Origin of the sequence: Kribbella sp. NPDC049174, from assembly GCF_043197365.1 — a bacterium.
Lineage (GTDB): Bacteria > Actinomycetota > Actinomycetes > Propionibacteriales > Kribbellaceae > Kribbella.
The window spans coordinates 1,080,318-1,106,751 of the sequence record NZ_JBICSZ010000001.1 but is presented as its reverse complement, the minus strand read 5'-3'; the positions used below and the strand labels follow the sequence as shown (position 1 = coordinate 1,106,751).

Below are 26,434 nucleotides of genomic sequence, written 5' to 3'. Positions count from 1 at the left end.
GCGCAGACGGAACAGGACTCCGAAGGTCTCTTCCGCCTGACTCGTTGGTCGAGCCTGGCCGGCGGCACCGGGCGAGGAAAACGAACCCCTGACCGTGATGACGATACCGCCGCGAAAGGAATACTCCCCTTCTCCGCCCCTATTCTGACCGGTCGGTGTCCAAGTCTCCAAATCCGGAGCGCCGTATCCACTTGTCGGAATGATCACGGCACGCAACGGGAATATCCCCGTTCGGTGACCGGTTGTGCACGAACAGCGGCTCTGTCACACCCGGTCAGAATGTCTACGGCGTACTGTATACGCTGCGTTCGGAGCCACGTTCACGCACCGTAGTTGCTCACGGCCGCTTGGATTTCGGCAGTTTGGCGACGATCGTCTCGTAGGACGAGTCGATCAGTTCCAGGATCTCGTCGTCGGGGACCGCGCCGCCGAGGCGGACGGTGTTCCAGCCCGAGCGACCGATGTACGCCATCTTGCCGACGTCGTCCGGGTAGGTGTCGACCAGTTCGTCGGCCTCCTCGCGGTTGCCGCCGCACTTGAGCCCGACCCCGTCGCCGCCGAGGAACGCGAAGATCTTGTCCCCCACCTTCGCGACCACGTCCCCCTCCCACGGCTCGTCCTGCCACGCACCAGGCTTGGCCAGACAGTGCTCCAGTACGTCGGCGCCGCTCAGTCGCGCCATCTCACTCCCCTCTCCGCCCGGACAGTCCTCCCAGGTCAGGCGTGCGTGACTGCCTCGATGTTGTTGCCGTCCGGGTCGCGGACGAAGACGGCGTAGTAGCCGGGGTGGTACTCCGGCCATTCGCGCGGCTCGTGCAGGACCTCGGCCTCCAACTCTCGGGCAATGGCATGGATCGTGTCCACGGTCGCCCGATCCGGAGCACTGAAGGCGATATGAATCTCCCGCTGCGCTCCCCCGGTCGTGGTCTTCCCGAGCCAGAACTTCGGTAGACCGTCCGGCCCGGCCAGACCGAGTACGTCGCCGAAGTCGAGGCTGACCGTGATCCCCAGCGGCCCGAGCAGCCGCTCGTAGAACCGCCGGCTCGCGTCCAGGTCGTCACACTGCACGGACAGATGATCGAACATGCGCTTCCTCCCCCTGTGGGTTTGGGAGGCACAGTAGTTGTCGGCGCCGACAAAGACCGCCTGCCGGACCGGTTCTACGCTGCTGGGCATGACTTCCGTTGTTGTTGCTGCTGTGCAGGCCGGGTCCGCGTTGTTCGACACGCCCGCGACGCTGGTGAAGGCCGAGCGGTATGTGCGGGAGGCCGCGGGGGCCGGTGCGCGGCTGGTCGTCCTGCCCGAGGCGTTCCTGGGCGGCTATCCGAAGGGGCTCGACTTCGGGATCACCGTCGGCGCGCGGTCGGCGGAGGGGCGTGATGTGTTCCGCCGGTATCGCGAGGCCGCGGTCGAGCTGCCCGGGCCGGAGACCGCGCGGCTGGCGGAACTCGCGGCTGAGCTCGACGTCCATATTGTCGGCGGGGTGATCGAACGCGACGGCGGGACGCTCTATTGCACCGCGATCTTCGTCGATCCGCGGCGTGGGCTGGTGGCGACGCATCGGAAGCTGATGCCGACCGCGGCCGAGCGGTTCCTCTGGGGGCAGGGCGATGGGTCGACGATGCCGGCGGTGCGCACCGAGGTAGGCGTGCTCGGGGCGGCGATCTGCTGGGAGAACTACATGCCGCTGTTCCGGCAGTCGATGTATTCCAAGGGTGTGGAGATCTGGTGCGCGCCGACGGTGGACGACCGGGAGCAGTGGCAGGCGACCATGCGGCACGTCGCGCTCGAAGGCCGGTGCTTCGTCATCAGCGCGAACCAGTACCTCACCCGGGCAGATCTGCCAGACGACGTCCATCCGGTCCAGGGCGAGGCGCCGGAGACGGTCCTCATCGACGGCGGCAGCACGGTGATCTCCCCGCTCGGCGAGATCCTGGCCGGCCCGCTACGCGGTCGCGAGGGCGTCCTGGTCGCCGAACTCGACCTCGGCGACCTGGACCGCGCCAAGTTCGACTTCGACGCAACCGGCCACTACGCCCGACCGGACGTGTTCACCCTCACCGTCAACGAGTCCCCAAAGCCCACCGTCGTACGCCACCCCTAACCACCGGCCGCCGAGCGCGCGGCGTGGCGTCCGGCCAGAGCACGGGACGGCGTCCGGCCAGAGCACGGGACGGCGTCCGGCCGGAGCACGGGGCGGTCTGCGGCCGGAGCACGCGGCCGCGGCCGGAGCGCGAGGTGAGCTGCCGCCGGAGCACGGGGTGGCCTGCGGCCGGAGCGCGTCGGCCACCGCGTTCCGTTCCTCATCGCGCGCTCGCACCTGGTCCGGCACCAGGCAGCCAGCAGAGCCGAACAGGTCCGGCCGGACGTTTCCCCCTCACCGTCGACCAGACACCGAAGACCACCGTCGGAAGCCACCCCCTGACCAGCGGACGCCGGGCGCGAGGGGTGGCCTTCGACCGGAGCCGGCGCCGACGGGGCTGGCGCCTACTTGGCGCCGGCGGCGGTCATTTGGCGGAGTTCTTTCTTCAGTTCGGAGATTTCGTCGCGGTAGCGGGCGGCGATCTCGAACTGGAGCTCGGCCGCGGCGTTGTGCATCTGGTCGGTGAGCTGCTGGATCAGGTCGGCCAGGTCCGACGACGGCAGGCCGCCGGCCAGCTCCTTCGCCTTCTCGCCGGCCTTCGCCTTGCCGCCACCCGGCACCGGGGCCTTGCCGCGCGACTGGTTCCGGCCGGAGCCGAGCAGCTCGGCGGTGTCGGCGTCCTCGCGGGCCAGCATGTCGGTGATGTCGGCGATCCGCTTCCGCAGCGGCTGCGGGTCGATCCCGGCTTCCTTGTTGTACGCGTTCTGCTTGGCCCGGCGCCGGTTCGTCTCGTCGATCGCCTGTTCCATCGACGGGGTGATCTTGTCGGCGTACATGAACACCTGGCCGGACACGTTCCGGGCGGCGCGGCCGATGGTCTGGATCAGCGACCGGCCGGAGCGCAGGAAGCCCTCCTTGTCGGCGTCCAGGATCGCTACCAGCGACACCTCGGGCAGGTCGAGACCCTCACGCAGCAGGTTGATACCGACCAGCACGTCGTACTCGCCCATCCGGAGCTCGCGGAGCAGCTCGACCCGGCGGAGCGTGTCCACCTCGCTGTGCAGGTACCTGGTCCGGATGCCCATCTCGAGCAGGTAGTCGGTCAGGTCCTCGGACATCTTCTTGGTCAGCGTGGTGACCAGGACCCGCTCGTCCCGCTCGACCCGGAGCCGGATCTCGTGGATCAGGTCGTCGATCTGCCCCTTCGTCGGCTTCACGATCACCTCGGGGTCGACCAGACCGGTCGGCCGGATGATCTGTTCGACGAACCCGTCCGACTTGTCCTGCTCGTACTGCCCCGGCGTCGCGGACAGGTAGACGGTCTGACCGATCCGCTCCAGGAACTCCTCCCAGCGCAGCGGCCGGTTGTCCATCGCCGACGGCAGCCGGAACCCGTGCTCGACCAGCGTCCGCTTCCGGGACATGTCGCCCTCGTACATACCGCCGATCTGCGGCACGGTGACATGCGACTCGTCGATGACGAGCAGGAAGTCCTCGGGGAAGTAGTCCAGCAGGCAGTGCGGTGCCGTCCCCGGTTCGCGGCCGTCGGTGTGCCGGGAGTAGTTCTCGATCCCCGAGCAGGTGCCGATCTGGCGCATCATCTCGATGTCGTACGTCGTCCGCATCCGCAGCCGCTGGGCCTCCAGCAACTGACCGCCGCGCTCCAGCTCGGCCAACCGGTCGGCCAGCTCCGCCTCGATCGAGGTGATCGCGCGCTCCATCCGCTCCGGCGCGGTCACGTAGTGCGTGGCGGCGCCGATGTAGACCTCGTCCTCCTCGCTCAGCACCTCACCGGTCAGCGGATGCAGCGTCATCACCCGCTCGATCTCGTCGCCGAAGAACTCCACCCGGACGGCGAGCTCCTGGTAGACCGGGAAGACCTCGAGCGTGTCGCCGCGGACCCGGAACGTGCCGCGGGTGCCGGCCAGGTCGTTGCGCGCGTACTGCACCCCGACCAGCTTGCGGAGCAGGCCGTCGCGGTCCATCTCGGTGCCGACCTTCACGTGGATCATGCGGTTCAGGTACTCGTCCGCGGAACCCAGGCCGTAGATACAGGAGACGGTCGCGACCACGATCACGTCGCGGCGGGTCAGCAGCGACCAGGTCGCCGAGTGCCGCAGCCGCTCGACCTCCTCGTTGATCGAGGAGTCCTTCTCGATGTAGGTGTCCGTCTGCGGGACGTACGCCTCCGGCTGGTAGTAGTCGTAGTACGAGACGAAGTACTCGACGGCGTTGGCCGGGAAGAAGTGCCGCAGCTCGTTCGCGAACTGGGCGGCGAGGGTCTTGTTCGGCTGCAGGATCAGCATCGGGCGCTGGATCCGCTCGGCCAGCCAGGCGATGGTGGCCGTCTTGCCGGTACCGGTCGCGCCGAGCAGGACGACGTCCTGTTCGCCGGAGTTGATCCGGCGCTCGAGGTCCGCGATCGCGGTCGGCTGGTCGCCCGCCGGGTCGAAGTCGGACACGACCTTGAGCGGCGCGACCATACGCTGAAGATCCGAGACCTGTCTCATGCCCTCCACCGTACGGCCCGCCCCCGACAGTTTCTAAAAACCCCAGGTCAGAAGCCCAAAAGCACCGCCTCGCTCCGCTCGGCGGGCTGGGAGTGAGGCGCTCCGCCCCTCAGCTGGCGGCTGGGCTCACTCAGCCGGAGGCGGGGCTCAGAGCGCGGTTCAGAAGCTCTTGATCAGGGTGTTGTTCATGTAGATGAGCTCGTTCACGCGGCGCTTGTAGACGGTGGCTTCCAGGCCGGCGTCGGTGGCGGTGACCTTGTCGAACTGGTCCTGGTACGCCGTCACGAAGCCCTTGAACGGGATCAGCTTGCCGCTGCTGGTCTGCACGTAGGCGGAGTACGACAGCGCGTAGCAGGCCTTGATCGCCTCGTTGGCCGGCTTGCAGACCACACCCTTGCTGATCCGCACGTTCTTCATGTTGTTCGACTCGACGTCGACCAGGTGCTCGGCGAAGCCCTTGGCGTCGTACAACTCGGTCTGCCGGACCCAGTAGTACCCGTCGATCAGGCCGCGGCGGTTGAACTGCTGCAGGATGTAGTTCTTGCCGCCCTTGGACTTGTCCCAGTCCGGCAGCCAGCCCTTGGCCGGGGTGAACCAGATCCCGCCGCCCACCTCGACCCCGGTGTCGTTCGGGCCCTTGGTGATGACCGCCTTCGTCGGCGTCGGCGGCGTGTACAGGGTGCCGGTCGGGTCCGGGGTCTGGTTCGCGACCGGCTTCTCCTCCTCGCCGCCACCGGTGACCAGCAGGACCACGCCGACCGCGACCAGCGCGACGGCCAGGATCGCGCAGCCGATGATGATCAGCTGGCTCCGGTTCGACTTCCGCGACCGCTGCGGCTGCCGCGGCCCGGTGCCCCAGCCGCCGGGGCCAGGTCCACCCGGGCCAAGTCCACCCGGGCCGGATCCCCCGGGACCGGAGGCGCCCGGAGCCGGACCCCAGCCGGACGAGGGGGCGGGTGGCGGTCCCGGGGGCGGCCCGTACTGCTGACTCATAGCTGTTCCTCGTGGTGTGTCTGGGTTGTCGTCATCAGAGGCTGTCGAGTACCGACTTCTTCATCGTCTCGGCGTCCGCCTCGGCCTTCTGCGCGAAGTCGACCCGGGTCCGGAAGTCCAGGGCGGTGGCCACGTTGTCCTTGCGCCGATAGACCTCCACGTAGCCCTGCACCTTCACGTCCAGCCCGTTCTTGTCCTTCGCGGTGGAGGTGTAGCTGATCGCGACGCACTCCTCCAAGACGTCCTTCGGGCACGGCAGGTTCCGGGTGTTGCCGAGCTGGGCGATCTCGTTCTCGGTCTCGCCCTCGACGATCGCCAGCAGGTACGCCTGCGCGGTCACGTTCTGCTTCTGCCGGACCCAGAAGAACGCCCGCGGCTCACCGTTCGGCGCGTAGGTGACGAGCTCCTTGCCCTGCGTCTCCTTCTCCAGCAGGCTCCAGCCCTCCACCGGTACGACGGACACGCCGAAGCCGACCTGCATCGCGTTGGCCGGCGGCACGTACGACGTCACCGGCGTACTCGCGGTCGGCGCCGGTGACTGGGTCGGCGGCTGCTCGGCGGTGTCGTCGCCACCGGACAGCAGGACCAGCGCGACCGCGACCAGCACGACCACGATCAGCCCGGCGCCGATCGGGAGCAGCAGCGACGGGATCCGCGGACTCTTCTTCTCCGGCGGCGGCCGCCGCAACGACGGCGCCCCCACCTTCTCGCCCCACGCCGAACTCGTCTCCGTGGCCGGACCGGGACCGGGCCCGGGCGTGTCGGTCCACGGACTGGCTGGAGGGGCTACCTCCTGGTTCCACGGCGACGGCGGCAGCTCCGGTTCCGTCGGAGCCGCCGCGTCGTTGTCCGGTCCGGGCTCGTTGACCCAGGGGTTGCCTGCGCCGGCACCCTTGTCGCGCTTACCGGTCACTGGCTCCTGACCACCGACTTCAACATCGCCGTCGTGTCCGGCTCGACGGTGGCGATCTTGTCCTTGCGCCCGTACACCCGGATGATCGTGATCACGCCGTCGTTGCGCTCGATCACGCCGACGAACCCGACCACCGGCAGGCTGCCGTTCTGGGTGCTCGACACGGCCTGGAAGCTCTGGGTGGTGACGACCTTGACCTCGGTCTTGTCGTTCTCGCCCGGCTTGGTCTCCCGCGGCTGGCCCGTCTTGACCTGGGACAGACCCTTCGTCTCGATCTTCAGCAGCTCCGGCAGCACGGTCGAGGTGGTCTCGCCGTCCGCCTTGAACGCGTTCACCATGAAGTAGGCCTCGCCCTGCTTGAGCAGGTAGACGCCGGAGAAGTTGTCCAGGCTCTTGCGGACGTAGCCGGGCTGCGGCTTCACGTAGACGCCTTCGGCGACCTCGATGCCCTCGTCGACGTTGCCGGTCGGCTCCGGTGACGGGCTCTCGGTGCTGGTGGTGGTCGGCTCCGGGTTCGGGTTCGGGTTCGGGCCGGCCTCCTTGTCGTCACCGCCGCCGAAGATCAGGGCCAGGACGACACCGATCACGGCGACGACGGCGAGCCCACCACCGGCCAGGTACAGGATCTTGTTCCCGCCCTTGCCGCGCGGGGGCTGGCCGCCGTACTGACCCCACTGCTGCTGGCCACCGCCATACGGCTGCTGCTGTTGCTGCTGGCCCGGGTACCCCTGCTGCTGCGGGTAGCCCTGCTGCTGCGGGTAGCCCTGCTGGCCGCCCGGATACTGCTGACCCGGGTACTGCTGGCCGGGGGGCTGCTGGCCCGGGTAAGGCTGCTGCCCTGGTTGCTGGCCCGGCTGCTGACCCTGGTACGGCGGCTGGCCCGGCTGACCGTAGCCGGGCGGAGCCTGCTGCGGCCGCCCGTACCCGGGCTGCGCCTGTCCAGGCTGCTGACCGTACCCCGGCTGCCCCTGCGGCTGCCCGTAACCAGGCTGCCCAGGCTGTTGACCCGGCTGCTGCTGACCCGGCCGGCCCTGGTACGGCGGCTGACCCGGCTGGCCGCCGTACGGCTGCTGCCCCTGGCCGCCCTGTCCGTACGGCGGTTGCTGGTTGCTCATGCCTGCGCCTCCCCAGTCGTCGCCTCGTACCCACCTGCTGCCGCCGGCGCTGTCACACCCCGGGCGGATTTCGCCACGGACCGGACCGAGTTGCCGCACGCGGAGCAGAAGTCGGAGTGCGGAAGCAGCGGCATCTCACACCGCGAGCAGAAGGCCAGGTCACCCGACGCGTGGTTGGAACCACCCCGCGCGGCCGACTCCAGCGCCGCCTCGAGCAGACCCTTGTGCAGCACGGTGCGGACCCGGATGATCAGCGCGCCGAGCAGCAGCAGACCCCAGACGACGGCGAGGATCGCGCCGATCGTCGAGCCGTGTCCGCCGACGAAGCCGAGCAGGTAGACCCCGCCCTGGAACAGAACGTTGATCAGGATCGCCTGGATCACGCCGGCCACCCAGCGCGGCGTGAAGCCGTCGTACCCCTCGCCCAGGCCGGAGAACTCGGCGGCGGCGAGGCCGGTGGCCGATCCGTAGATGAGCGGCTTGATGAACCCGTGCAGGACCACGATCGAGATCCAGGTCCCGGTGCTGCTGCCCGGACCGGCGAAGCCGCCGCTGATCCAGCCCCAGTGCAGCACCAGCGTCTCGAAGCAGGCGAACCCGACACCGGCCACCACGCCGAACGTGAAGCCGTCCATCAGGTCGTCGTACCGCGGCCGGGAAGCCAGGTAGAGCGGGCCGATCTGACGGATCAGCTCGGACACGACCGGGACCAGCAGGAGCAGGATCAACAGGTCGCGTGCGGCCGGTCCGGCGTCGTTGCCGCCGATCGTGTCGATCGACAACACGACCTTGTCCGACCACAACCAGGTGAAGACCGCAGCCAGTACGCCGGTCAGCACGAACGCCGCGGCGACGACCGGGACCGGCTCGTCCTCCCACAAGTTCACGTCGTACAGATAGAGGATGTAGACGATCGGAATGGAGAAGGCGGCCACCATGATCGCCACCGGCAGGGCGCCGAGCGCGGCCGTCACGACCGTCAGCAGCAGCGCGATGCCCAGCGCGACCTTGTAGGTGTAGGGCTGCCGGCCGGCGCCCTGCGGCATGATCGTCGAGACCAGCCGGAACGACGCCACCGGCTCATCGGGCCTGGCGGCGTACGCCTTCTTCCGCTCGGCGTCCCCGGAGCGCACATCGTTGCCACAGTGGTGGCAGAAATGCGAGACCTCGGGGACGTCTGAGTTACAGCGCGGACAGACCACGCCATCCTCCCAACCTCGGACGTCCGGACCGGCGCGGGGCCGCGCCGACGGTGGTGCCGGCCGGAGTCACCCGGGCCGGACCGGGACAGATTCTTGTACAGGCCGCCCTGGATTCATCATTTACCGCGCAGGGGTCACGCTTTCGTGTCCGGACCGTGCCCTACCCGCTGCTGTAATCCGGCCCACACCTCGTCGATCCGCCGATCGAGGTCGTCGAGCGTGCCGGAGTTGTCCACGACGAGATCGGCCACCGCGAGCCGGTCCTCCCGCGACGCCTGACTGGCGATCCGCTGTTTCGCTTCCGCCTCAGTCATCCCGCGCTGCGTGGTCAGCCGCTCGACTTGTACATCGACCGGCGTATCGACGACCAGGGCGACGTCGAACTTGTCCGCCTGACCGGTCTCGACCAGCAGCGGGATGTCGTGCACCACGACCGCGTCGGCCGGTGCGGCCGCCTCGATCTCGGCCGCTCGGGCCCGGACCCGCGGGTGGATGATCGCCTCCAGCTTGCGCCGGGCGGTCTCGTCACCGAACACGATCCGCCCGACCGCCGGCCGATCCAGCTCACCGTCAGCGGTCAGTACGCCGTCGCCGAACGCGTCGACCACCTCGGCCAACCCATCGGTGCCCTTGGCGACCACCTCGCGCGCCAGTACATCGGAGTCGATCACCACCGCCCCGCGCTTCGCCAACCGCGACGACACCGCACTCTTCCCGGACCCGATCCCACCGGTCAGTCCCACTCTCAGCACACCAGCACCCTATCCGCGCCGCGACCCGCCACCTGTCGCGGCCCACAAACGTGCGAGACCCCCGCATCCAGTACGGGGATGCGGGGGCCTCGGGCCTTACGCGGTCAGAACCGCCGGGTCAGGGTCAGCCCTGGCCGGTCAGCTTCTCGCGGAGAGCCTGCAGCGCCTCGTCGGAAGCGAGCGCACCCTCGACGGGGGCGTCGTCCTTCGGAGCCGCGGCGGAGGAGTACGTCGACGCCTCGCCGGCCTCGACGTCCGCCGTCTTGGCGTCCTCGATCTGCTTCTTGTGGGCCTCCCAGCGCGCGTGGGCCTCGGCGTACTGCCGCTCCCACTCCTCGCGCTGCTTGTCGAAGCCCTCGAGCCACTCGCCGGTCTCCGGGTCGAAGCCCTCGGGGTAGACGTAGTTGCCCTGCTCGTCGTACGTCGCCGCCATCCCGTACAGCGTCGGGTCGAAGTCGTCCGAGACCGGGTCGACACCCTCGTTGGCCTGCTTCAGCGACAGCGAGATCCGGCGCCGCTCGAGGTCGATGTCGATGATCTTGACCATGACGTCGTCGTTGACCTGGACGACCTGCTCCGGGATCTCGACGTGCCGCTCGGCCAGCTCGGAGATGTGCACCAGACCCTCGATGCCCTCCTCCACGCGGACGAACGCACCGAACGGAACCAGCTTGGTGACCTTGCCGGGCACGATCTGGCCCATCTGGTGGGTCCGGGCGAACTGCTGCCACGGGTCTTCCTGGGTCGCCTTCAGCGACAGCGAGACGCGCTCGCGGTCCATGTCGACGTCCAGCACCTCGACGGTGACCTCCTGGCCGACCTCGACCACCTCGGTCGGGTGGTCGATGTGCTTCCAGGACAGCTCGGACACGTGCACCAGACCGTCGACGCCGCCGAGGTCCACGAACGCACCGAAGTTGACGATCGAGGAGACGACACCCTTGCGGATCTGGCCCTTCTGCAGCTGGGTGAGGAAGTTCATCCGCACCTCGGACTGCGTCTGCTCCAGCCACGCCCGGCGGGACAGGACCACGTTGTTGCGGTTCTTGTCCAGCTCGATGATCTTGGCCTCGATCTCCTGGCCGACGTACGGCTGGAGGTCGCGGACCCGGCGCATCTCGACGAGCGACGCCGGCAGGAAGCCACGCAGGCCGATGTCGAGGATGAGACCACCCTTGACGACCTCGATGACGGTACCGGTGACGACGCCGTCCTCTTCCTTGATCTTCTCGATGGTGCCCCAGGCCTTCTCGTACTGGGCGCGCTTCTTCGAGAGGATCAGACGGCCTTCCTTGTCCTCCTTCTGGAGAACCAGGGCCTCGACGTGATCGCCGACGTTGACGACCTCGTTCGGGTCGACGTCATGCTTGATCGACAGTTCCCGGGAGGGGATGACGCCTTCGGTCTTGTAACCGATGTCGAGCAGGACCTCGTCCCGGTCGACCTTGACGATGGTGCCCTCGACGATGTCGCCGTCGTTGAAGTACTTGATGGTCTGATCGATCGCCGCGAGGAAGTCTTCCTCCGACCCGATGTCATTGACCGCTACCTGCGGGGTGGTGCGTACTGCGGGGTCGAGAGGTGCCTCGATGCTGGCCGTCATGTGGTGGGTTGCTCCGTGGACTGGTGGTGTTGTGCGGTCGCGTCATGAACCGTTGGATCGCATCAAACCGCTGGATTGCCTGAAGAGCACAGATTCACCACCGAGCTGCTGCGAGCACGAGCCTGCTCCGTCCGAGGTCGCGCGGGCTCATAGCGCATCTGACAGAATACTTGTATCGACGAACGCACGGCAACCCGGGGCACCCGGCACCGCACCGGCTGCCCGCCGAGGTTTCCCGACGTGCCACTCATCTCAATGTACGACGTCCAGGGCCACTCGGCCTCCGGCAAGGGTGCCCGTGTCCGCCATTCGGGAGACCAGAGCGTGCGCCGCCGCGGCGATCTCGTGCTCGGCCGACCGGGAGGCCAGCTCCAGCAGCGCCCACAGATCCGCTGCCCGGCCGAGGTCCACCAGCGGCTCGCCCAGCTCCAGTCCACTCCCCCGGACCACGCTCAGCACGGCCCCGGCCAGAACCGGATCGTCACAGAACCGGAAAAGGTTTCCCAGATCCGTGTACGGCGACCCGGCGTGAGCGAACTCCCAGTCGATCAACCCGGTGATCCGCGCCGTGGCCGGGTCGACCAGCAGGTTCTTCGGGTTGAAGTCGCTGTGCACCAGGCAGACCCGGTCGACCCCCTCGGCCTGGACGTCCTCGGCGTACCGGATGACGTCCCGGAAGCCCTCCTGGTGCTTCTGGTCGAACCCGAGGTCGAGACCCTCGAAGAAGCCCTCCAGGTCACCGAACCCGAACGGCTCCACGGCGAGCTCGCCGTCGCGGAACATCCCGAAGGTAAGGAACGGCATCCCGCTCAACCGGACCAGTAACTCCCCCAACTGCTCGCCGACCCGCCGGCGGTCCTCGTCTCCCGCCGCGTCCAGGTAGACCTGCAGATTCACCCCCGGCAGCCGCTCGGTCAGCAGGTACGGCGGATCGTCCGGGGACCCTTCGCGCTTCGCGTCCAGGATCCGCGGCACCGGCAGCAGCCCGTGCACCAGTCGCAGCAGCGCCGCATCCACCGCCGCCCTCCCGGGATCCTTCACATACAGCTTCAGTACGGCGTCCTCACCGCCCGCGCTGACCGCATACGTCTGACCGCCGTACCCACCCGCCAAAGGCACCGCACTCGCCGCGAAGTCACTCATACCCGTGATCCTGCCAAATCGGCTGGGCGGATAGCGCTGGATAAGGTGAGCGGGTGGTCGAGCCGCGGAGGGTTGAGCTGACCGAGGCTCAGACGTCACGTGCCAGCCGGACGTACTGGGACTCGGCGGCCGAGGAGTATCTGTCCGAGCACGGCGAGTTCCTCGGCGACGACCGGTTCGTCTGGTGTCCCGAAGGAGTCGACGAGGAGACCGCTCAGCTGCTCGGGCCCGTCCGCGGCAAACGCATCCTCGAGGTCGGCTGCGGCGGCGCCCAGTGCTCGCGCTGGCTGGCGGGCCAGGGCGCCGACGTGGTCGCCTTCGACATCTCGGTCGAGCAGCTCCGGGTCGCCCGGCAACTCGACCAGCGCACCGGCACCGCCGTACGGACCGTCGCCGCCGACGTCACGGCCCTGCCGTATCGAGATGTCACGTTCGACATCGTCTGCTCGGCCTTCGGCGCGCTCCCGTTCGTGGCCGAGGCCGAGACCGCCCTGCGCGAGATCGCCCGGACCCTGAAGCCGGGCGGTCTGCTGGTGTTCTCCGTCACCCACCCGATCCGCTGGACGATGCCGGACGACCCGACACCGGCCGGTCTGCACATCACCCATTCGTACTTCGACCGGACGCCGTACGTGGAAGTCGACGGCGCCGGTACGCCGATCTACGCCGAGCACCACCGGACGACCGGCGACTGGATCCGCGCACTCACCGGTGCCGGGTTCGTCGTGGACGACCTGCTCGAACCCGAGTGGCCGGCTGGGCACGACCTGGTCTGGGGCGGGTGGGGACCGGATCGCGGCCGCCTGGTCCCAGGCACCGCGATCTGGTCCGCCCACAAGCGCTGATCAGGTCCGCGGACGCAACTGCCGGAAGCCGACGAAGCCGAACAGGAGCAGTCCGGCGACCAGGGCGCCGAGTGGCACCCAGAAGCCGATCAGGTTCAGCTGCGACGCCTTCGACTGGTAGCCGCCCTCGGCCACCCCGTTCTCGGTCGCACCCTTCACGTTCTTCGTCACGGTCGCGTCGTCGTACGCGATGGTGACCTGGGTCGCGACCAGTTTGTCCTCGCCGTTGTAGGCGATGGTGGCGTGCTGTTGCTCCTGGCCCTTGATGATCGCGCCGGTGATCGGCTCGACCCACAGGGTCCGGGTGTTCTTGTACGTGCGCTGCACCTCGACCGAGTCCCGGCCCGGCTCGTCGACCAGGTTGCCCGGCACCATCAGCGGCTTGGCCAGCGGAACGTCCTGCTTGGGCACTTCCTGCTCGAAGACGTACACCTTGAGACCCTGCAGCGTGGTCTCGTCCTTGAACTGGATCGGGAACGCCTTGCGCAGCGTGGAGTCCCAGAACTTGTACGTCTTCTTCTCGGTGCCGAACGGGAACTTCAGCACCAGGCCCTCGTGCCCCTTGAACAGCGGGCTGTTCTGATCCGGCTTGAGCCGGTCGGCCTTCTCCAGCGTGGTGGCGATGTACTCGCCGCTGTTGTCGTCACCCGACGGGTTCCAGCGCACCGCCTCACCGGTGTGAGCGTCCAGGACGACACGCTCCTGGACGAAGCTCAACGGCATCTCGTCGGTCTTCGACGCGTCGTCGGGGAACTGGTAGTTCTTCGAGTCGTCGGTGACCACGGCGGTGTCGAACACCACGACCTTGCGGTCCAGTGCCTTGCTGATCTTCTCGGCCGCGGCCACGTCACCGCGGACAGTACGACGCGCCTCCAGTTCGACGCCGCCCTTCTCCTTCAGCTCCGCGATGCTGAAGATGGTCGCGTCCGGCCCGGCCGACACCGTGTGTGCGATCTGGTCCGCCGGCGCCACCGCCAGCGTCGGATACGCGTAGAACCTGGCCAGCGCCGCAACGCCGACGAAGAACACCCCGAGCCCGATCATCAGTGCTCGACTGCGATTCCCCACAACATCCCCTCCCGGTCTGTCCGCGGGACGCTACCAGCGGGTAGCCACCTTGAACAGACGGCAGGGACAACAAAATTCGCCGGTGTCCGAACTGTCATATAGTCGCGCCGCATGAGGGGGATCTCCGGCGTGCCGACGGCACCTGATTCATCGGTGCTCCGCGGCGTCGTGGTGGCGATCGCGGTCGTGCAGGCCGCCGTCCTCGGGCTGCTCGCGCGCCGGGGTTCGTGGCTGACCGACGACCTCGCCTTCCTCGTCCAGGGCGACCGCGGGTTCGCGCCAGCCGAACTGCTCACCCCGGTGAACGACCACATCGCGCCCGGCTTGCGGTTCGTCTACGCGGTCTTCGCCGAGGTGGCACCGCTGAACCACGACTTCACCGTCGCCTGGCGGGTGGTGATGCAGGCCGTCGCGATCTACCTGATGGGCCACCTGCTGCTGCGCCTCCTCGGCCCGAGCTGGTGGGTCGTCGCCGGGACGTTGTTCTACGCGCTCACCCCGCTCAGCATGGTGTCGTTCATGTCGCTGTCGAGCGGCGTGAACAACCTGCCCGCGCACGTCTTCGGCCTGCTGTTGCTACACGCAACCATCGACTGGTACGCCGGCCATCGCCGCCGAGCCGTCGCCTATGGCCCGTTAGCACTGCTCATCTCCCTTGCGTGCTGGGAGAAGTCAGCCCTGATCCTGTGCACGGCCGTCGCTCTCGCTCTCTACCTGCGCGACGAGCCGATCCGGGCCTGGCTCCGCCGTACCTGGCCGTACGCCGCCGCCCTCGCCGTCGCCGTCGTGGCCTTCGGCACCCTCTACCTGACCAACGGCAACCCGTCGCAGGGCCGGCTCCCGACCGGGCAACTGGTGGAACTCACCCTGCGGGGCTTCCGGGTGCCGTTGTCCGCGCTGGCCGGCGGCCCCTGGACGTGGACCGACACCGGGCAGCCGCTGAGCTTCGCCGCCCCTGGCGTCGCTGAGCTCCTGGTCGGTGGACTGGTGACCGGCGTGCTGCTGGTGGCGGCCTGGCGCCGGGACCGGCGAGTGCTCCTGCTGTGGGCCGCAGTGGCGGCGTACGTCCTCGTCACCGTGTTGCTCGTGTCCTACGGACGCTTCGCGACGTTCGGGTCGGTCTTCACCATGCACTACCACTATTGGTCCGATCTCTCGATCCCGTTGACGTTGGCCGTGGTTCTGTCGGCCCGGACCCTGCGGATGCGGCTCGTTGTCCCCGTTGCCGCGGTGGGAGGTCTGGTCGCCGCAGTGGTCGTGTCGGACGCCGGGTTCGCCAGGGAGTGGGCGAACAATCCGGCGAAGGCCTACTTCGCGAACGTGACCGCGGAGCTGGAATGGGCCGGACCCAACGTGAACATCTGGGACACGGACATGCCGCAGCCGATCGCGACCGCTCTCATGACCGACACCCGGTTGTCGCCGGTGCTGCGGATGGCGGGGATTCCGTTCCGGTTGCAGGAACCGGGCACTGAGCCGCTCCTGGTCGACGAGACCGGGAAGCTCCGGCCCGCGCAGTTCGCGGTGTGGTCGCGTGGTGAGCCGACATCCAGGAGCAACTCCTTCTGCAACCTGCTGCTGCGCGGTACCGAGCCGTTGACCGTGCCACTGACGTCGACGCAGTCCGAGCTGGCAACCGCCAAGTGGTCCGTGAAGGCCGGGTACTTCTCCGACCGGGAGAACCAGGTGTCGGTCGAACTCGTCGACGCCGATGGCAACGTCGCGGCGTTGCCCGCCGCCAAGTGGCCCGCCGGAGTCGGCACCATGTACCTCGGCCCGTCGCGGCGCATCACCGCCACCGCGGTTCGGCTACGCTCCTCCGATCCCGCGACGAACCTGTGCGTGGAGAACCTCGAGATCGGATTGCCCAGATGACACGGACCAGATTCCCGGCGTTGGACGGGCTGCGGGCGATCGGGGCGCTCGCGGTGCTGACCACGCATGTCGGGTTTCACAGCGGCGAGTCGCTGAACGGCCCGTTCGCCGGCCTGCTCGCGCGGCTCGACGTCGGTGTCGCGATCTTCTTCGCGATCTCCGGGTTCCTGCTCTACCGGCCGCACGTGGTCGCGTGGTTCGAGGGCACCCTGCCCCCGTTGACGCTGCCGTACCTACGCAACCGCGCGCTGCGGATCCTCCCGGCGCTCTGGGTCGCCGTCGTGCTTGCCGCACTCCTGGTCCCACACAAGGACAGCATCACGTGGGCGACGTACCTGCAGCACGCCACACTCACCCAGATCTACTTCGACGGTCTGGCAGCGGACGGGCTCACGCAGCTGTGGAGTCTGGCGACCGAGGTCGCGTTCTACCTGCTGCTGCCGGTGCTGGCGAAGCTGCTGACCGGGTACGAGCGTCCGACCCGACGCAGTGTGCGCTGGCGGCTCGCCGTACTGGGTGCCTTCACTCTGCTCGGTCCGATGTGGATGGCCGGCGCGAACGCGACCGATCACGCCCGTGCCGGGCTCTGGCTTCCCGGGTACGTCGGTTGGTTTGCGGTCGGCATGGGGTTCGCTCTGTGGCAGGTGGCTCGTAGCAGCGGGAGGCTCGGGCCGTCCGCGCTGGACATGCTGACCAAGATCCCCGGAACGGTGTGGGGTATCGCTGTCGCGCTACTGGTCGTCGCCGCGAGTCCGGTGGCCGGTCCGTACAACCTGTCGGCCCCCACACCCGGCCAGGCGTTCGTGAAAAGCCTTCTGTACACAGCGATCGCGGCCTGCGTGCTGTTCCCGGCTCTGAACCCGACAGCACGTGCCGCCCGCGTCCTTGGCGGCAAGATGGGCCACATCGCCGGTGACATCTCGTACGGCGTCTTCGCGTACCACGTGATCGTGTTGGGCGTCGTCGAGCGGGTCACCGGGTACACGCTGTTCGGCGGCCGGTTCGCCCTGCTCTTCTTCCCGACGCTCGTGGTGTCGGCTGCTGTCGCGGCAGCCAGCTACTACGGGATGGAGCGGCCGATCATGCGGCTCGGCCGGCGCGACAAGAACTACGACGTCTCACCGGTCGGCCGGGACAACAGCACGAGTGCACAGCCGAACAAGATCGACGCCTGGACCACTCCGGAAGTCAGCCCCGCTCCCCCGTCCGGCCAGGGCTGAACCGCGGCGATCAGCGTTCCGACGGCCACCACACCGGCAGCCATCGCGATCACCAGGCGGCCGGACAAGAACCACGTACACGCCGCAGCGACCGCGACGGCCACCAAGCCGATCCAGCCGGACATGAACGCACCTGCCGCTAGGCCGAGGCCTACAGTCACCCACGGGCCGACATACCGACCTTCGCGCAGCCGGTGCCCCGAGTGCCTCGACCGGCGCCGGAAGAACACGGCCATCGCGGTCACGGCCAGCATCGCGAGCAGACCGACCAGCAACCCGGCCCGGTACGTGCGATCGGGCATGAACCGGGCCTTGACCACCTGCTCGGTTCCCTCCGGCAACACCCACCCCTGCTGCCAGCCACCGACCCGGATCGGGGTCAGCTTGCGCCCATTGCCGTCGTACGCGGCCCAGCCCTCGTTGTAGTTCTGCGCAATGGTCAGCACCGACTGCTCAGCCGCGGCCGGCACCTCCACGGTCAGCTCGGCAGGGTTGGGCCGCCACACCTCAACGGCCTGCACGGGGTTCTTCGACACATTGCCGAAGCCCGCCTTGGTCCACGTCGCCTCGATCGGCACGAACCCGCCACCGGCCAGTACGTCGAGGTTGTGCCGCCCGGCCTGCACGGCAACCGTGCTGTCCTTACCGCACGTCGTGAACGTCACCGGCCGCCGTTGCAGCAGGTCCCGCACCGTCGCCTTCACCTGAGTGTCCGCAGGTACGCCGTCCAGCCGCACGCCCGGGCCGTAGCCGCAGAACGAGCCAGTCTGGCCGTCCAGGTCGAGTGCCTTGCGCAAGTCGTCGGCCCCTAGCACCCGTACCTCTGCCACGCCGACCGGAGCGTTCCGGGCGAGGCCGGTCGCGGAGTCGAAGTCGACAAACGGTCTGGTGCTGGTGAAGTCCAATTCGATCGTGCGGAGCGTCCGTGCCGCGAATCGGACGTAGCCCTCTGGATCGACCGTGCTGGCGGCCGGTGGGCCGCCGTCGATCCGGAGCGTCACCTCGGTCGGCCGGGACGCGGTCAGGTATGGGTCGGTGAGGAACTGCAGCCCGCTGACCGTCCTTGCCCTCGGCAACCTCAGGATCAGGGTCGGACGGCCGTCGGAGGGATCGGCGACCCAGCCGGTGCCCAGATCGCGGTCCACCGCGGCACCCGGTCGACCCTCCGGAGCCGTGACGGCGCGCGACGAGGCAGCGGCCGTGATGGCACCTGGAACCCGCAGCAGGGCTTCCAGCGCGGCACCGTCCTTGGGCAGCGCGGTCCCGTGCAGCTGGTACGACGCAGACTTCGGCAACTCCACACTGCGCTGCAGCCCGGTGGGTTCCTCGGAGTCCTTGGCGACGCTCTGCCGGCACAGTGGCCGCGTGTCCACGTGCAGACAGGCGGAGCGGCCGATCTGCTGGTTCCTGAACACCAGTGCGCTCGGCTGACGATCCTCCGCCGGCACGGTCAGCCGACTGACCCCGAGCATCCCCGGCAGGCTCACCTCGGCGATGGACACACCGTTCGGGTTCTTGCCGTCGGTGATGCCGACGCTGAGCCGCAGTCGCTGCGTCGTTCCCGGTGGTACCGGGATGTTCTGCGGCTCGATCGACCCCCACACCACAGAGGTCAGCGAACCCGCGTCGGTCTCCACCTGCAGCGTCCGGACCGGTTCGGTGGTCGGAGGCGCCAGCGAGAACTGGACCTTCAGGCCGTCGACAGTCCGCGGCGAGGCGAAGCTCAGCTCCAGCCATTCACCACTGCTCCGGCCGAAGGTGCCGGAGATCCAGCGACTCGACGGATCGCCGTCGACTGCCGCGAAGGGCCCGTTGCCGGCCCCGGTCCGCAGGGTGGCGTCCGCATCGGCCGCCGACGACGATGCCCGTACGTCGACGATGCCGCCGCCCCACGTCCGCGTCGTACTCGGTGCTGCCGGGCTGACGTCGTACCCGAGGGCGCGGCGGCCTAGCCGGCTGGGCTCCGTTGCGGAGAGAACAGGTGAGTAGTTCTCGGCCGGGCGGCCGACGGACACCTCACGGCGTTGCTGGCCGTCGGTCTGGATCAGCGGCAGTCCGGTGAGCTTTCCGGCTGCGTCTGACGAGGTCACGGCGTCCCGCTCGCCACCCAGTGCGGTCAGAGCGGCCGGCACGTCTTCGGCGGCTCCACGGACCTCTACGAGCTGCGACTGCGGGATCAGTCGGGCCGGACTCGTGTCGCCGACGTCGTAGATCTCCACGCTCGGGTACGGCAGCCGGGTGCGTCCGTCGAGTGTCACCTCGGGCTGCTCGATGGTGCTGCCGGTGGCCGGTCCGAAGTTGGCCACGCGCTTGATTCCGGCCTCGGCCAGGCTTTCGTGGACTGCCAGCGTCGGCGTGACCTGTGCGTCGTACCGGAGGTCGTTGCGCACCACGACGTACCTGACTCCGGCACGGGCCAGTGCCTGCCGGAGTGTCTGGTCGCCGACACCTGTGCCGAGTCGGCGTTCCACCTCGTCCAGCCACCGCGTCGTACCAGCAGACCCCAGCGGTACGGCGTCTCGCACGGCCATGGGTCGTTTCAGCAACGCCTGGAACGGCTCGTCCTTGGTGGAGCCCCAGGTGAAGTCGGCGAACGATGCGGCCGGTACGACGAGGACTGTGCCGCTGTTCGTCTGGCTGTCGAGCCAGGTCGCAGCTTCACGCCAGTGCGCGGGGATGGCGTCGTACCCCTCCCGTCTGGGCAGCTGACCGAAGATGGCCGGTGTCGCGACGGAGACGATCAGACAGGCAATCAGCACGGGCACTACCCGACGGTGGAGCCCTCGAGCCGTTGCCCACACAGCGAGCCTGCTCATCGCGTGGGCCGCTGCGAGTGCGAGTGGCAGCCGGACGACGAGCTCGAACTTGTGGGTGTTCCGGAGTGCGGCGAGCGGTCCGTCGAGCAGGTCCTGCAGCTGCGACGCCAGCGGTGAGCCGGCCGCACCTGCATGGCCGAGTGTCACCAGCAGGAGTCCCACGACCAGCGAGAGCTGGAGGAACCCGCGGTGCTTGAGTGACCCCATCGCCAGGCCGACCAGGCCCAGCAACGCGATGACTCCGGTCGTCAGGATCAGCATCGGCTGAGTGACGTAGAGCCAGCCGGCCGGCCAGCTGGGTCCGTCGGCGCCGGACAGGAAGTTGAGCCACTGCGACGTACCGCGGAACGACTCGAACACGCTGGCCATGCCGGTCGTGATGGCAGCGTCCTCGATCCAGTCCAGGAACGGCGGGCTGTAGCGGCCGAGCAGCATCAGCGGGACGAGCCACCAGACCGACACGGCGACCACACAACCCAGCCAGCCGACCGCGACCTTCAGTGTCGACCGGTCCATCCGTCGGGTGATCAACCACAGCGCAGGGAGTACGAGCGTCGCACCTGTGGCGACTGCGTTGACTCCCCCGACCAGTGCGAACGCCACGGCCGACCAGCCGACCCGCCACCAGCCCGACCGCGCCCGCGGTGTCACCAGCGGCACGAGCACCCACGGCGCCATCGCCATCGGCCAGACCTCGATCGAGGTGATCGACACCTCGCCAAGGATGCGTGGGCTCAGCGCGTACAGCAGTGCCGCGGCAAAGCGAGTCCAGGGCACTCCGTAGTCGAAGGCGTTGCACAGCTTCCAGACACCGAGGAAAGCGACGCACAGCACCACCGACCACCACAGCCGTTGCGTCACCCAGTCAGGAACCGACAGCGCGTCCAGCAGCCAGTGGAACGGGCCCATCGGGAGCAGATAGCCGTACGCCTGGTTCTGCAGTTGCCCGAAGGCTCCCTGCGGATCCCACAGGTGCAGCGAGCGGGCGAGGAAGCCGCCCGGCCCCGCGGTGAGGTCGAGCTTGGTGTCCGGCACGATCTTGCCCGGTGCCTGGTGGAAGGACAGGGCGATCAGGACCAGGCAGCCCAGCACGAGCCTCGCCCGCCAGACCACCTGCTCCGTACTTCCTGCTTTCAGCCTCCTCATCGCCGCCGCAGCACCAGGACGAGGTTCCAGGTCACGACTTCACGCACCCCGGGCAACGCGAGTACGCCGTACGCCCAGCGCGGGTGATACCTCGGTACGGCGGCCACCAGATCCGCGTCCGGGCAGGATCGGGCCCAGCGCAGTCCGCCGGCGACAGTGATCGGGAAGAGCGACTCACCGAACCGATTCTTCGGCGGGTGGCCTTGCAGGCGCTCGTACCGACGCGCGGCCCGGTGTCCACCGAGGTAGTGCCACGGAGCTGTCTCGTGGCCGCCGTGTGGACCCCACCAGCCGGTGTACGAGAGGAAGACGGTTCCGCCCGGCTTGGTGACCCGGACCATCTCGTCGGCCATCAGCCACGGGTCGGGCACATGCTCCAGCACGTTGGACGAGAAGCAGATGTCGACGGAGGCGTCCGCCACGGGCAGTGCCATGCCACTGCCGAGCACTGTGCCCGGTGAGGGTTCACCACGGCCGCTGAGCTCGCCCAGGTCGGAGTCGATCGCGTAGTACATCGCTCCGGCCTGCCGGAACGCGTCCGCGAAGTACCCGGGGCCACCGCCGACGTCGAGCATCAGCGCACCCGACATGTCGGCGTACTGCTGGAGTTGACCGACCGAGTCCGCGGCCAGCGTTCCGTAGAAGTGATCCGGGTCCGACTGCTCGACCCCGAACGCCCGGAACAGCCGGACCGCACGACCGAGGTCGGCTGTCCACGCGCTGCTCGCTGTGGGGTTCGTCATCACTGGCACAGGCGGGACATTAACGGATCTTGCGAGGTCTGGCGGACATCGTTACTCCTTGGTAACGTCCCGCCCCATTACCTCGGGGGAGGTTACCGGAGGGTGGGGCTCACAAGGTGCGTGCGCAGAGCGTGCTGTTGCTGAACTGGCGGGACATGACGAACCCCGAGGGCGGAGGGTCGGAGCGGTATGTGGAGGAGGTGGCGAGAGGCCTTGCGGCGCTGGGCTGGCGAGTGACCGTGCTGTGCGCGGCCTACCCGGGCAGTCCGCGCGAAGCACGTCGCGACGACGTGAGGTACCTGTACCGCGGCACCAAGGTGACGGTGTACCTGCGTGGCCTGCTGCACACGTGGCTGCGCCGTCCCGACCACGTGATCGACGTGCAGAACGGTCTCCCATTCTTTACTCGCCTCGTACGTCGTACCGGCGTCGTCGTCCTCGTGCATCACGTCCACGAGGAGCAGTGGCAGGTGGTGTACCCGGGCTGGCGTGGCCGGCTCGGCTGGTGGCTCGAGTCGCGCGTCGCACCACGGCTGTACGACGACTGCCGCTACGTCACCGTGTCGTCGGCCTCACGCGATGAGCTGGTGAGTCTTGGCGTGAAGAGCATCGACGTGATCCACAACGGCACCGACCCGGCACCGCCGCGGCAACGACCTCAGTCGCCGGTGCCGACCGTGGTGTGCGTCGGCCGGATCGTGCCGCACAAGCAGGTCGAGCACGCCGTCGACGCGATCGCCGCGGCCCGCAAGGTGCTGCCCGACGCGCGACTGGTCGTGGTCGGCTCAGGCTGGTGGGAGGACTCGCTGCGGACGTACGTCGAGGAGCGCGGACTGCAGGACGCGGTGGAGTTCCGCGGCCACGTCAGTGAGGACGACAAGCACGCCGCGTACGACGAGGCGTGGGTGCTGGCGCTGCCGAGCCTCAAGGAGGGCTGGGGACTGGTCGTCGGTGAGGCTGCGGGTCACGGCGTACCGACTGTGGCCTACCGGAGTGCGGGTGGACCGACGGAGTCGGTGCACGACGGAGTGTCGGGTGTGCTGGTGGACAGCCCCAGTGAGTTCGCCACTGCGATCACCGAACTGCTGCAGGACGTCGAGCTTCGGCGGCGGCTGTCGGACGGGGCAGCGGCCAGTGCGGGCAACTTCACCTGGGGCGCGACCGCACTGGCCTTCGACAGGCTGCTTTCTACTTCGTTCCGTAGCCCACGATCGGAACGTCAGCCTGCCCCTGGGTCTGTCCCGGCGGCGGCGTCGGATCGTCCTTCACCGACTGCACGACTCCGACAACCGTGGTCGTAGCGACCGCCATCCCGGCGAAAATGGCGATGGCCGCACCGATCAGTGATCCCATGAAGCGTGTCCCCTCCTCGATAAGTGAACCGAAGAGTAACAACCGCTCAGCGACTCCGCCAGACCGTGGAGCGTCGTGTGACCAGACCGGCTCCCGCGGCCATCAGCGTGGCGCCGGCCAGCACCCACGCGGCCAGGACGACGGCCGTCCGCCAGGGCTGATTCCGTTGCGGTGCGGGCGTTCCGGGCAGCTGGTAAACGCTCACCGTCGAACCGGCGTACGCCTCGGTCAGCCCGGCGATCGACTCGCGCGGTGACGGCCCGCCCGCCTCGCGGTCGACGACCAGCCAGCCGACGCCCTGCTCCAGCAGCACCGGTGTCGGGTCGGTTCCACTGCGGACCGCCGTACGGAACGCCGTCGCCACTGTGGCAGCGCGTGGATCCTCACCGGCCAGGCGGTGGCCGCCGACGATGAGCTCGTCGGGGACGACGGCCGGCTGGTCGAAGTACCGCGGCATCGGATCCAGCACCGGACGGCGGCCGTTCCAGACCGGTGCCCGGTAGGACTCGAACGGCCACGGGATGAACGGCCCGGCCAGCACCTGCTGTGCCCGCGCCCAGTCAGCCGGATAGTGCGACACCTTGAGCCCGGCCCCACCGGCCAGCGCTGGCAGAGCTGCGATCGGCAGCAGTACGGCGGTCGCACCGACAACTCGATGCAGTGGGGCACGCTGCAGCACCGCATGGACCGCCACACCGAAGCCGACGGACTGGAGCAGCACCAGTGGAGCGAGGTAGCGCTGGCCGTCACGGAAGAGACCTGCACCCGGGACGTTGGCCACGACGTCCGCAACGGCTCCTGGTGCGACCACTCCGGCCATGCCCACCATGACGGCGATGCCGGCCGCCACGACCAGTGCGCCGGCAATGCGATCCTGCCGCCACCACAGCACTACACCGGCCACGGACATGAGCAGCATGAGGAACGCGAAGATCAGCGGCAGCAGGTCGCCACGGTTGCCGGGGACAACGTCTGCGTTCCAGACACCGCCGAGTGTGAGCAGAGTGGGTAGCGCTCCTCCATAGCCCTCGTTACGAGCGGCGAAGGCAGTCACCGACGCAGGGTCGACCGTGGCTTTGCCAGCGTGCACCAGGCCTGCCACCAGCCAAGGAGCGTTCAGCAACACCGCTGCGCCGAGCGGCCACACCCGGCCGCGTCCCGGCCACAGCAGGATGAGACCAGCGACGAGCAGTCCGGTGATGCCACCCGAGGCAGTCAGTGCGCAGCCGGCAGACGCGAGCAGGAACCCCGGCCATCCCGAGCCCTTCCGCAGTCGCAGTGCGGACCGCACCAACCACGGCAGAGCGGCGTAGCCGAGCAGCAGCGCCCACGCGCCCAGTCGGAGGCGTTCGGCGACGAAGGGGTTCCAGACAAAGAGAGTGACGGCCGCGGCACCCGGTAGCGCGGTGCCGAGTCGTAGCTCTCGCCACAGGGCGGTCATGCCGAGTCCGGACAGTAACGGGATGGCCACCAGGACGGCCTTGTTCAGGACCTGGCCGCCGACGACCTCGTCCAGTACGGCGACAATCACGTCCGACGGGACCGCTCTCGGCATGGCCGTTGTGACACCGAACAGGTCAAGCCGTACCGTGAGGTCCGGCACGAACACCATGTCGTAGCCGACCACATAGCCTGGAGCGAGCAGCGGAGCAGTGATCAACAAGGTGAGCAGGACAGGCCACAGCCAGGGCAGGACGCGCACGGCACGTTCTGACATGACCACCTCACCACCCCCTCACTGCAGCGCAACCTACCGGGTCACCAGACCGGACAGCAGAGCATGACATCAGAGACGACGCCAGAGCAGCAGCCGAGGCTGGCGTTCCTGCGCAGCGCGACCGTCGTTGCCGTCGGCATGGCCATCATGAACGTGGCCGCCTACGGCTTCACGCTCATCGGCGTGCACCGGCTCGTGCCGGAGCAATTCGGCGCGATGACCGCACTGCTCGGCCTGTTGCTGATCGGCAACGTCGCGTCACTCGGCCTGCAAGCGACCGGCGCCCGGCGACTCGCCACTCACACCGGAGAGGGCGCCGCGGCCCTGGCCGACGCGATGCTCAAGGCAGGACGCCGTGCCGCGCTCGGACTCACGGTTGTCTGCGTGCTGGCGACGCCGCTGTTCGTCTGGCTGCTACACATCGACTCGGTCGTCGCGATCCTGCTGCTTGCCCCCACACTCGGCTGCCTCACGCTGATGGGCTCCCAGCTCGGCGTCCTCCAAGGCAGTCAACGCTGGACCGAGCTGGCAGCCGTGTACACCGCGGTCGGCGTGGGACGTCTGGTGCTGGGTGGTGGAGCGCTGCTCATCCACCCGTCGCTCGACGCGGCGATGATCGGTCTGGCGCTAGGCGCCGCCGTACCGGCTCTGCTCGGCGGCTTCCTGCTGCGTGGATCCGCTGGAGGTACGGCGGCCCAGGTCAAGGAGGTACTGCGGGAGACGGTGCACGGGACGCACACGCTGCTCGCGTTCTTCGCGATCGCCAACGCGGACGTCCTGTTCGCCCGTGCTCTGCTCGACGGCCGGCACAGTGGGTACTACGCGGCCGGTGTCATCGTGGCGAAGGCTTGTCTGTTCCTGCCGCAGTTCGTGATCGTGATCGTGTTCCCATCCCTTGCCAGCTCCCCCGGCGACACGATCCGCCTGCGCCGGGCGATCCAGGCCGTCGCAGGGCTCGGCGTGTGCACGGTCCTCGGCGCGCTGGTCCTGCCCGACCTGGTCGTCGCCGTGATCGGTGGCCAGGAGGACTACGGGCCACTCGGTCCGTACACCTGGCTGTTCGCGATCTCCGGCTCGGCGTACGCCGTACTGCAACTCGTCGTCTATGCCGCGATCGCCCAGCAGGAGAAGCGGGCCGCCCTGCTGATCTGGATCGGGCTGATCGTGCTCGCGATCGGCGCCGGGATCGTCCTCGGCACCGGCATCGCCACCGGTATGGCCGGTGTGAAGGTCCTGGTCGCGATGACCAGCACCTGCGCCGTACTGCTGTCGGTCGGTCTGGCGGCAGGACTGCACCGCCAGACCACCGACGACAGGTGACTCACCAAAGACTGGCC

Annotated in this window: 20 protein-coding genes and 1 pseudogene; 6 read left to right on the top strand and 15 right to left on the bottom strand. The window is 68.5% G+C overall.

All coding sequences use genetic code 11. The features are described 5' to 3' along the window. Positions 1-337: 337 nt before the first annotated feature. Together ACGFIF_RS05060 and ACGFIF_RS05055 are read right to left on the bottom strand one after the other, a co-directional pair. Positions 338-682, bottom strand: coding sequence for an MmcQ/YjbR family DNA-binding protein (locus ACGFIF_RS05060; protein ID WP_393151578.1), 345 nt, complete (start codon positions 680-682; stop codon positions 338-340). A gap of 35 nt (positions 683-717) precedes the next feature. After that, positions 718-1,086 carry a VOC family protein gene (locus ACGFIF_RS05055; protein WP_393151576.1) on the bottom strand — a complete coding sequence of 123 codons (369 nt, stop codon included), beginning with the start codon at positions 1,084-1,086 and terminating at the stop codon, positions 718-720. Between the two features lie 88 nt (positions 1,087-1,174). Here ACGFIF_RS05055 and ACGFIF_RS05050 point away from each other — a divergent pair, with 88 nt between their 5' ends. Continuing rightward, positions 1,175-2,104 carry a carbon-nitrogen hydrolase family protein gene (locus tag ACGFIF_RS05050; RefSeq protein WP_393151574.1) on the top strand — a complete coding sequence of 310 codons (930 nt, stop codon included), beginning with the start codon at positions 1,175-1,177 and terminating at the stop codon, positions 2,102-2,104. Between the two features lie 383 nt (positions 2,105-2,487). Here the strand turns inward: ACGFIF_RS05050 and uvrB are convergent, their stop codons facing one another. The 8 genes from uvrB to ACGFIF_RS05010 all read right to left on the bottom strand — a co-directional run bounded on the left by uvrB (position 2,488) and on the right by ACGFIF_RS05010 (position 12,314). Then, positions 2,488-4,593 (bottom strand): excinuclease ABC subunit UvrB, encoded by a 2,106-nt coding sequence (gene uvrB / locus ACGFIF_RS05045; RefSeq protein WP_393151572.1) that lies wholly within the window; start codon positions 4,591-4,593, stop codon positions 2,488-2,490. A 159-nt stretch (positions 4,594-4,752) separates the two neighbouring features. Then, positions 4,753-5,586 (bottom strand): hypothetical protein, encoded by an 834-nt coding sequence (locus tag ACGFIF_RS05040; protein ID WP_393151570.1) that lies wholly within the window; start codon positions 5,584-5,586, stop codon positions 4,753-4,755. Positions 5,587-5,620: 34 nt separating this feature from the next. Further along, a complete protein-coding gene (locus ACGFIF_RS05035) occupies positions 5,621-6,499 on the bottom strand; it encodes a hypothetical protein (RefSeq protein WP_393151568.1) in 879 nt (292 codons plus the stop codon). Then, on the bottom strand, positions 6,496-7,614 hold the full coding sequence (locus ACGFIF_RS05030) for a hypothetical protein (RefSeq protein WP_393151566.1): 1,119 nt from the start codon (positions 7,612-7,614) through the stop codon (positions 6,496-6,498). The genes ACGFIF_RS05035 and ACGFIF_RS05030 overlap by 4 nt, the downstream gene beginning before the upstream one ends. Continuing rightward, positions 7,611-8,747, bottom strand: a complete 1,137-nt coding sequence (locus ACGFIF_RS05025; protein WP_393151564.1) for a PrsW family glutamic-type intramembrane protease — start codon at positions 8,745-8,747, stop codon at positions 7,611-7,613. Before ACGFIF_RS05025 ends, ACGFIF_RS05030 begins: the two co-directional genes overlap by 4 nt. A 203-nt stretch (positions 8,748-8,950) precedes the next feature. Further along, complete coding sequence (gene coaE / locus ACGFIF_RS05020; RefSeq protein ID WP_393151562.1) at positions 8,951-9,568, bottom strand: dephospho-CoA kinase; 618 nt, start codon at positions 9,566-9,568, stop codon at positions 8,951-8,953. A gap of 124 nt (positions 9,569-9,692) precedes the next feature. After that, entirely contained in the window at positions 9,693-11,171 is a 1,479-nt protein-coding gene (gene rpsA / locus ACGFIF_RS05015) for a 30S ribosomal protein S1 (protein WP_393151560.1), read from the bottom strand. Between the two features lie 252 nt (positions 11,172-11,423). Next, entirely contained in the window at positions 11,424-12,314 is an 891-nt protein-coding gene (locus ACGFIF_RS05010) for a phosphotransferase family protein (RefSeq protein ID WP_393151558.1), read from the bottom strand. A 53-nt stretch (positions 12,315-12,367) separates the two neighbouring features. On the opposite strand from ACGFIF_RS05010, the gene ACGFIF_RS05005 reads away from it, so the two are divergent. Beyond that, the gene (locus ACGFIF_RS05005) at positions 12,368-13,159 is read left to right on the top strand and encodes a class I SAM-dependent methyltransferase (RefSeq protein WP_393151556.1); all 792 of its coding nucleotides are present in this window, start codon (positions 12,368-12,370) and stop codon (positions 13,157-13,159) included. Here ACGFIF_RS05005 and ACGFIF_RS05000 read toward each other — a convergent pair whose 3' ends face one another. After that, positions 13,160-14,227 (bottom strand): DUF3068 domain-containing protein, encoded by a 1,068-nt coding sequence (locus tag ACGFIF_RS05000; protein WP_393151554.1) that lies wholly within the window; start codon positions 14,225-14,227, stop codon positions 13,160-13,162. Between the two features lie 111 nt (positions 14,228-14,338). On the opposite strand from ACGFIF_RS05000, the gene ACGFIF_RS04995 reads away from it, so the two are divergent. Both ACGFIF_RS04995 and ACGFIF_RS04990 read left to right on the top strand, forming a co-directional pair. After that, positions 14,339-16,102: a hypothetical protein gene (locus tag ACGFIF_RS04995; RefSeq protein WP_393151552.1), complete on the top strand. Its 1,764-nt coding sequence runs from the start codon at positions 14,339-14,341 to the stop codon at positions 16,100-16,102. Then, on the top strand, positions 16,099-17,322 hold the full coding sequence (locus ACGFIF_RS04990) for an acyltransferase family protein (RefSeq protein WP_393151550.1): 1,224 nt from the start codon (positions 16,099-16,101) through the stop codon (positions 17,320-17,322). The genes ACGFIF_RS04995 and ACGFIF_RS04990 overlap by 4 nt, the downstream gene beginning before the upstream one ends. On the opposite strand, the gene ACGFIF_RS04985 is transcribed toward ACGFIF_RS04990, so the two are convergent. Then, complete coding sequence (locus tag ACGFIF_RS04985) at positions 17,211-21,284, bottom strand: alpha-(1->3)-arabinofuranosyltransferase (RefSeq protein WP_393151548.1); 4,074 nt, start codon at positions 21,282-21,284, stop codon at positions 17,211-17,213. The two genes, ACGFIF_RS04990 and ACGFIF_RS04985, sit on opposite strands and share 112 nt — an antisense overlap. Next, entirely contained in the window at positions 21,281-22,027 is a 747-nt protein-coding gene (locus ACGFIF_RS04980) for a methyltransferase domain-containing protein (protein WP_393153641.1), read from the bottom strand. The genes ACGFIF_RS04985 and ACGFIF_RS04980 overlap by 4 nt, the downstream gene beginning before the upstream one ends. A 116-nt stretch (positions 22,028-22,143) precedes the next feature. On the opposite strand from ACGFIF_RS04980, the gene ACGFIF_RS04975 reads away from it, so the two are divergent. Next, positions 22,144-23,328 (top strand): glycosyltransferase family 4 protein, encoded by a 1,185-nt coding sequence (locus tag ACGFIF_RS04975; protein WP_393151545.1) that lies wholly within the window; start codon positions 22,144-22,146, stop codon positions 23,326-23,328. On the opposite strand, the pseudogene ACGFIF_RS04970 reads toward ACGFIF_RS04975, so the two are convergent. Next, positions 23,282-23,380: pseudogene (locus ACGFIF_RS04970) on the bottom strand (DUF2613 family protein); the annotation flags it as partial. The gene ACGFIF_RS04975 and the pseudogene ACGFIF_RS04970 overlap by 47 nt on opposite strands. A gap of 46 nt (positions 23,381-23,426) precedes the next feature. Beyond that, positions 23,427-25,097, bottom strand: coding sequence for a hypothetical protein (locus ACGFIF_RS04965; RefSeq protein WP_393151542.1), 1,671 nt, complete (start codon positions 25,095-25,097; stop codon positions 23,427-23,429). A 63-nt stretch (positions 25,098-25,160) separates the two neighbouring features. Between ACGFIF_RS04965 and ACGFIF_RS04960 the strand changes: the two genes are divergently transcribed. Beyond that, complete coding sequence (locus ACGFIF_RS04960) at positions 25,161-26,417, top strand: polysaccharide biosynthesis protein (RefSeq protein ID WP_393151539.1); 1,257 nt, start codon at positions 25,161-25,163, stop codon at positions 26,415-26,417. Positions 26,418-26,434 lie beyond the last annotated feature (17 nt).

Excerpts from the sequence above, each read along its gene's own strand:
- ACGFIF_RS05040 (WP_393151570.1), bottom strand. The coding sequence starts at position 5,586 with ATGAGTCAGCAGTACGGGCCGCCCCCGGGACCGCCACCCGCCCCCTCG.
- ACGFIF_RS04980 (WP_393153641.1), bottom strand. The coding sequence starts at position 22,027 with ATGACGAACCCCACAGCGAGCAGCGCGTGGACAGCCGACCTCGGTCGT.
- ACGFIF_RS04960 (WP_393151539.1), top strand. The coding sequence starts at position 25,161 with ATGACATCAGAGACGACGCCAGAGCAGCAGCCGAGGCTGGCGTTCCTG.
- ACGFIF_RS05010 (WP_393151558.1), bottom strand. The coding sequence starts at position 12,314 with ATGAGTGACTTCGCGGCGAGTGCGGTGCCTTTGGCGGGTGGGTACGGC.
- ACGFIF_RS04995 (WP_393151552.1), top strand. The coding sequence starts at position 14,339 with ATGAGGGGGATCTCCGGCGTGCCGACGGCACCTGATTCATCGGTGCTC.
- ACGFIF_RS05060 (WP_393151578.1), bottom strand. The coding sequence starts at position 682 with ATGGCGCGACTGAGCGGCGCCGACGTACTGGAGCACTGTCTGGCCAAG.
- ACGFIF_RS04985 (WP_393151548.1), bottom strand. The coding sequence starts at position 21,284 with ATGAGGAGGCTGAAAGCAGGAAGTACGGAGCAGGTGGTCTGGCGGGCG.
- ACGFIF_RS04990 (WP_393151550.1), top strand. The coding sequence starts at position 16,099 with ATGACACGGACCAGATTCCCGGCGTTGGACGGGCTGCGGGCGATCGGG.
- ACGFIF_RS05055 (WP_393151576.1), bottom strand. The coding sequence starts at position 1,086 with ATGTTCGATCATCTGTCCGTGCAGTGTGACGACCTGGACGCGAGCCGG.
- ACGFIF_RS04965 (WP_393151542.1), bottom strand. The coding sequence starts at position 25,097 with ATGTCAGAACGTGCCGTGCGCGTCCTGCCCTGGCTGTGGCCTGTCCTG.
- uvrB (WP_393151572.1), bottom strand. The coding sequence starts at position 4,593 with ATGAGACAGGTCTCGGATCTTCAGCGTATGGTCGCGCCGCTCAAGGTC.
- ACGFIF_RS05050 (WP_393151574.1), top strand. The coding sequence starts at position 1,175 with ATGACTTCCGTTGTTGTTGCTGCTGTGCAGGCCGGGTCCGCGTTGTTC.
- rpsA (WP_393151560.1), bottom strand. The coding sequence starts at position 11,171 with ATGACGGCCAGCATCGAGGCACCTCTCGACCCCGCAGTACGCACCACC.
- ACGFIF_RS05030 (WP_393151566.1), bottom strand. The coding sequence starts at position 7,614 with ATGAGCAACCAGCAACCGCCGTACGGACAGGGCGGCCAGGGGCAGCAG.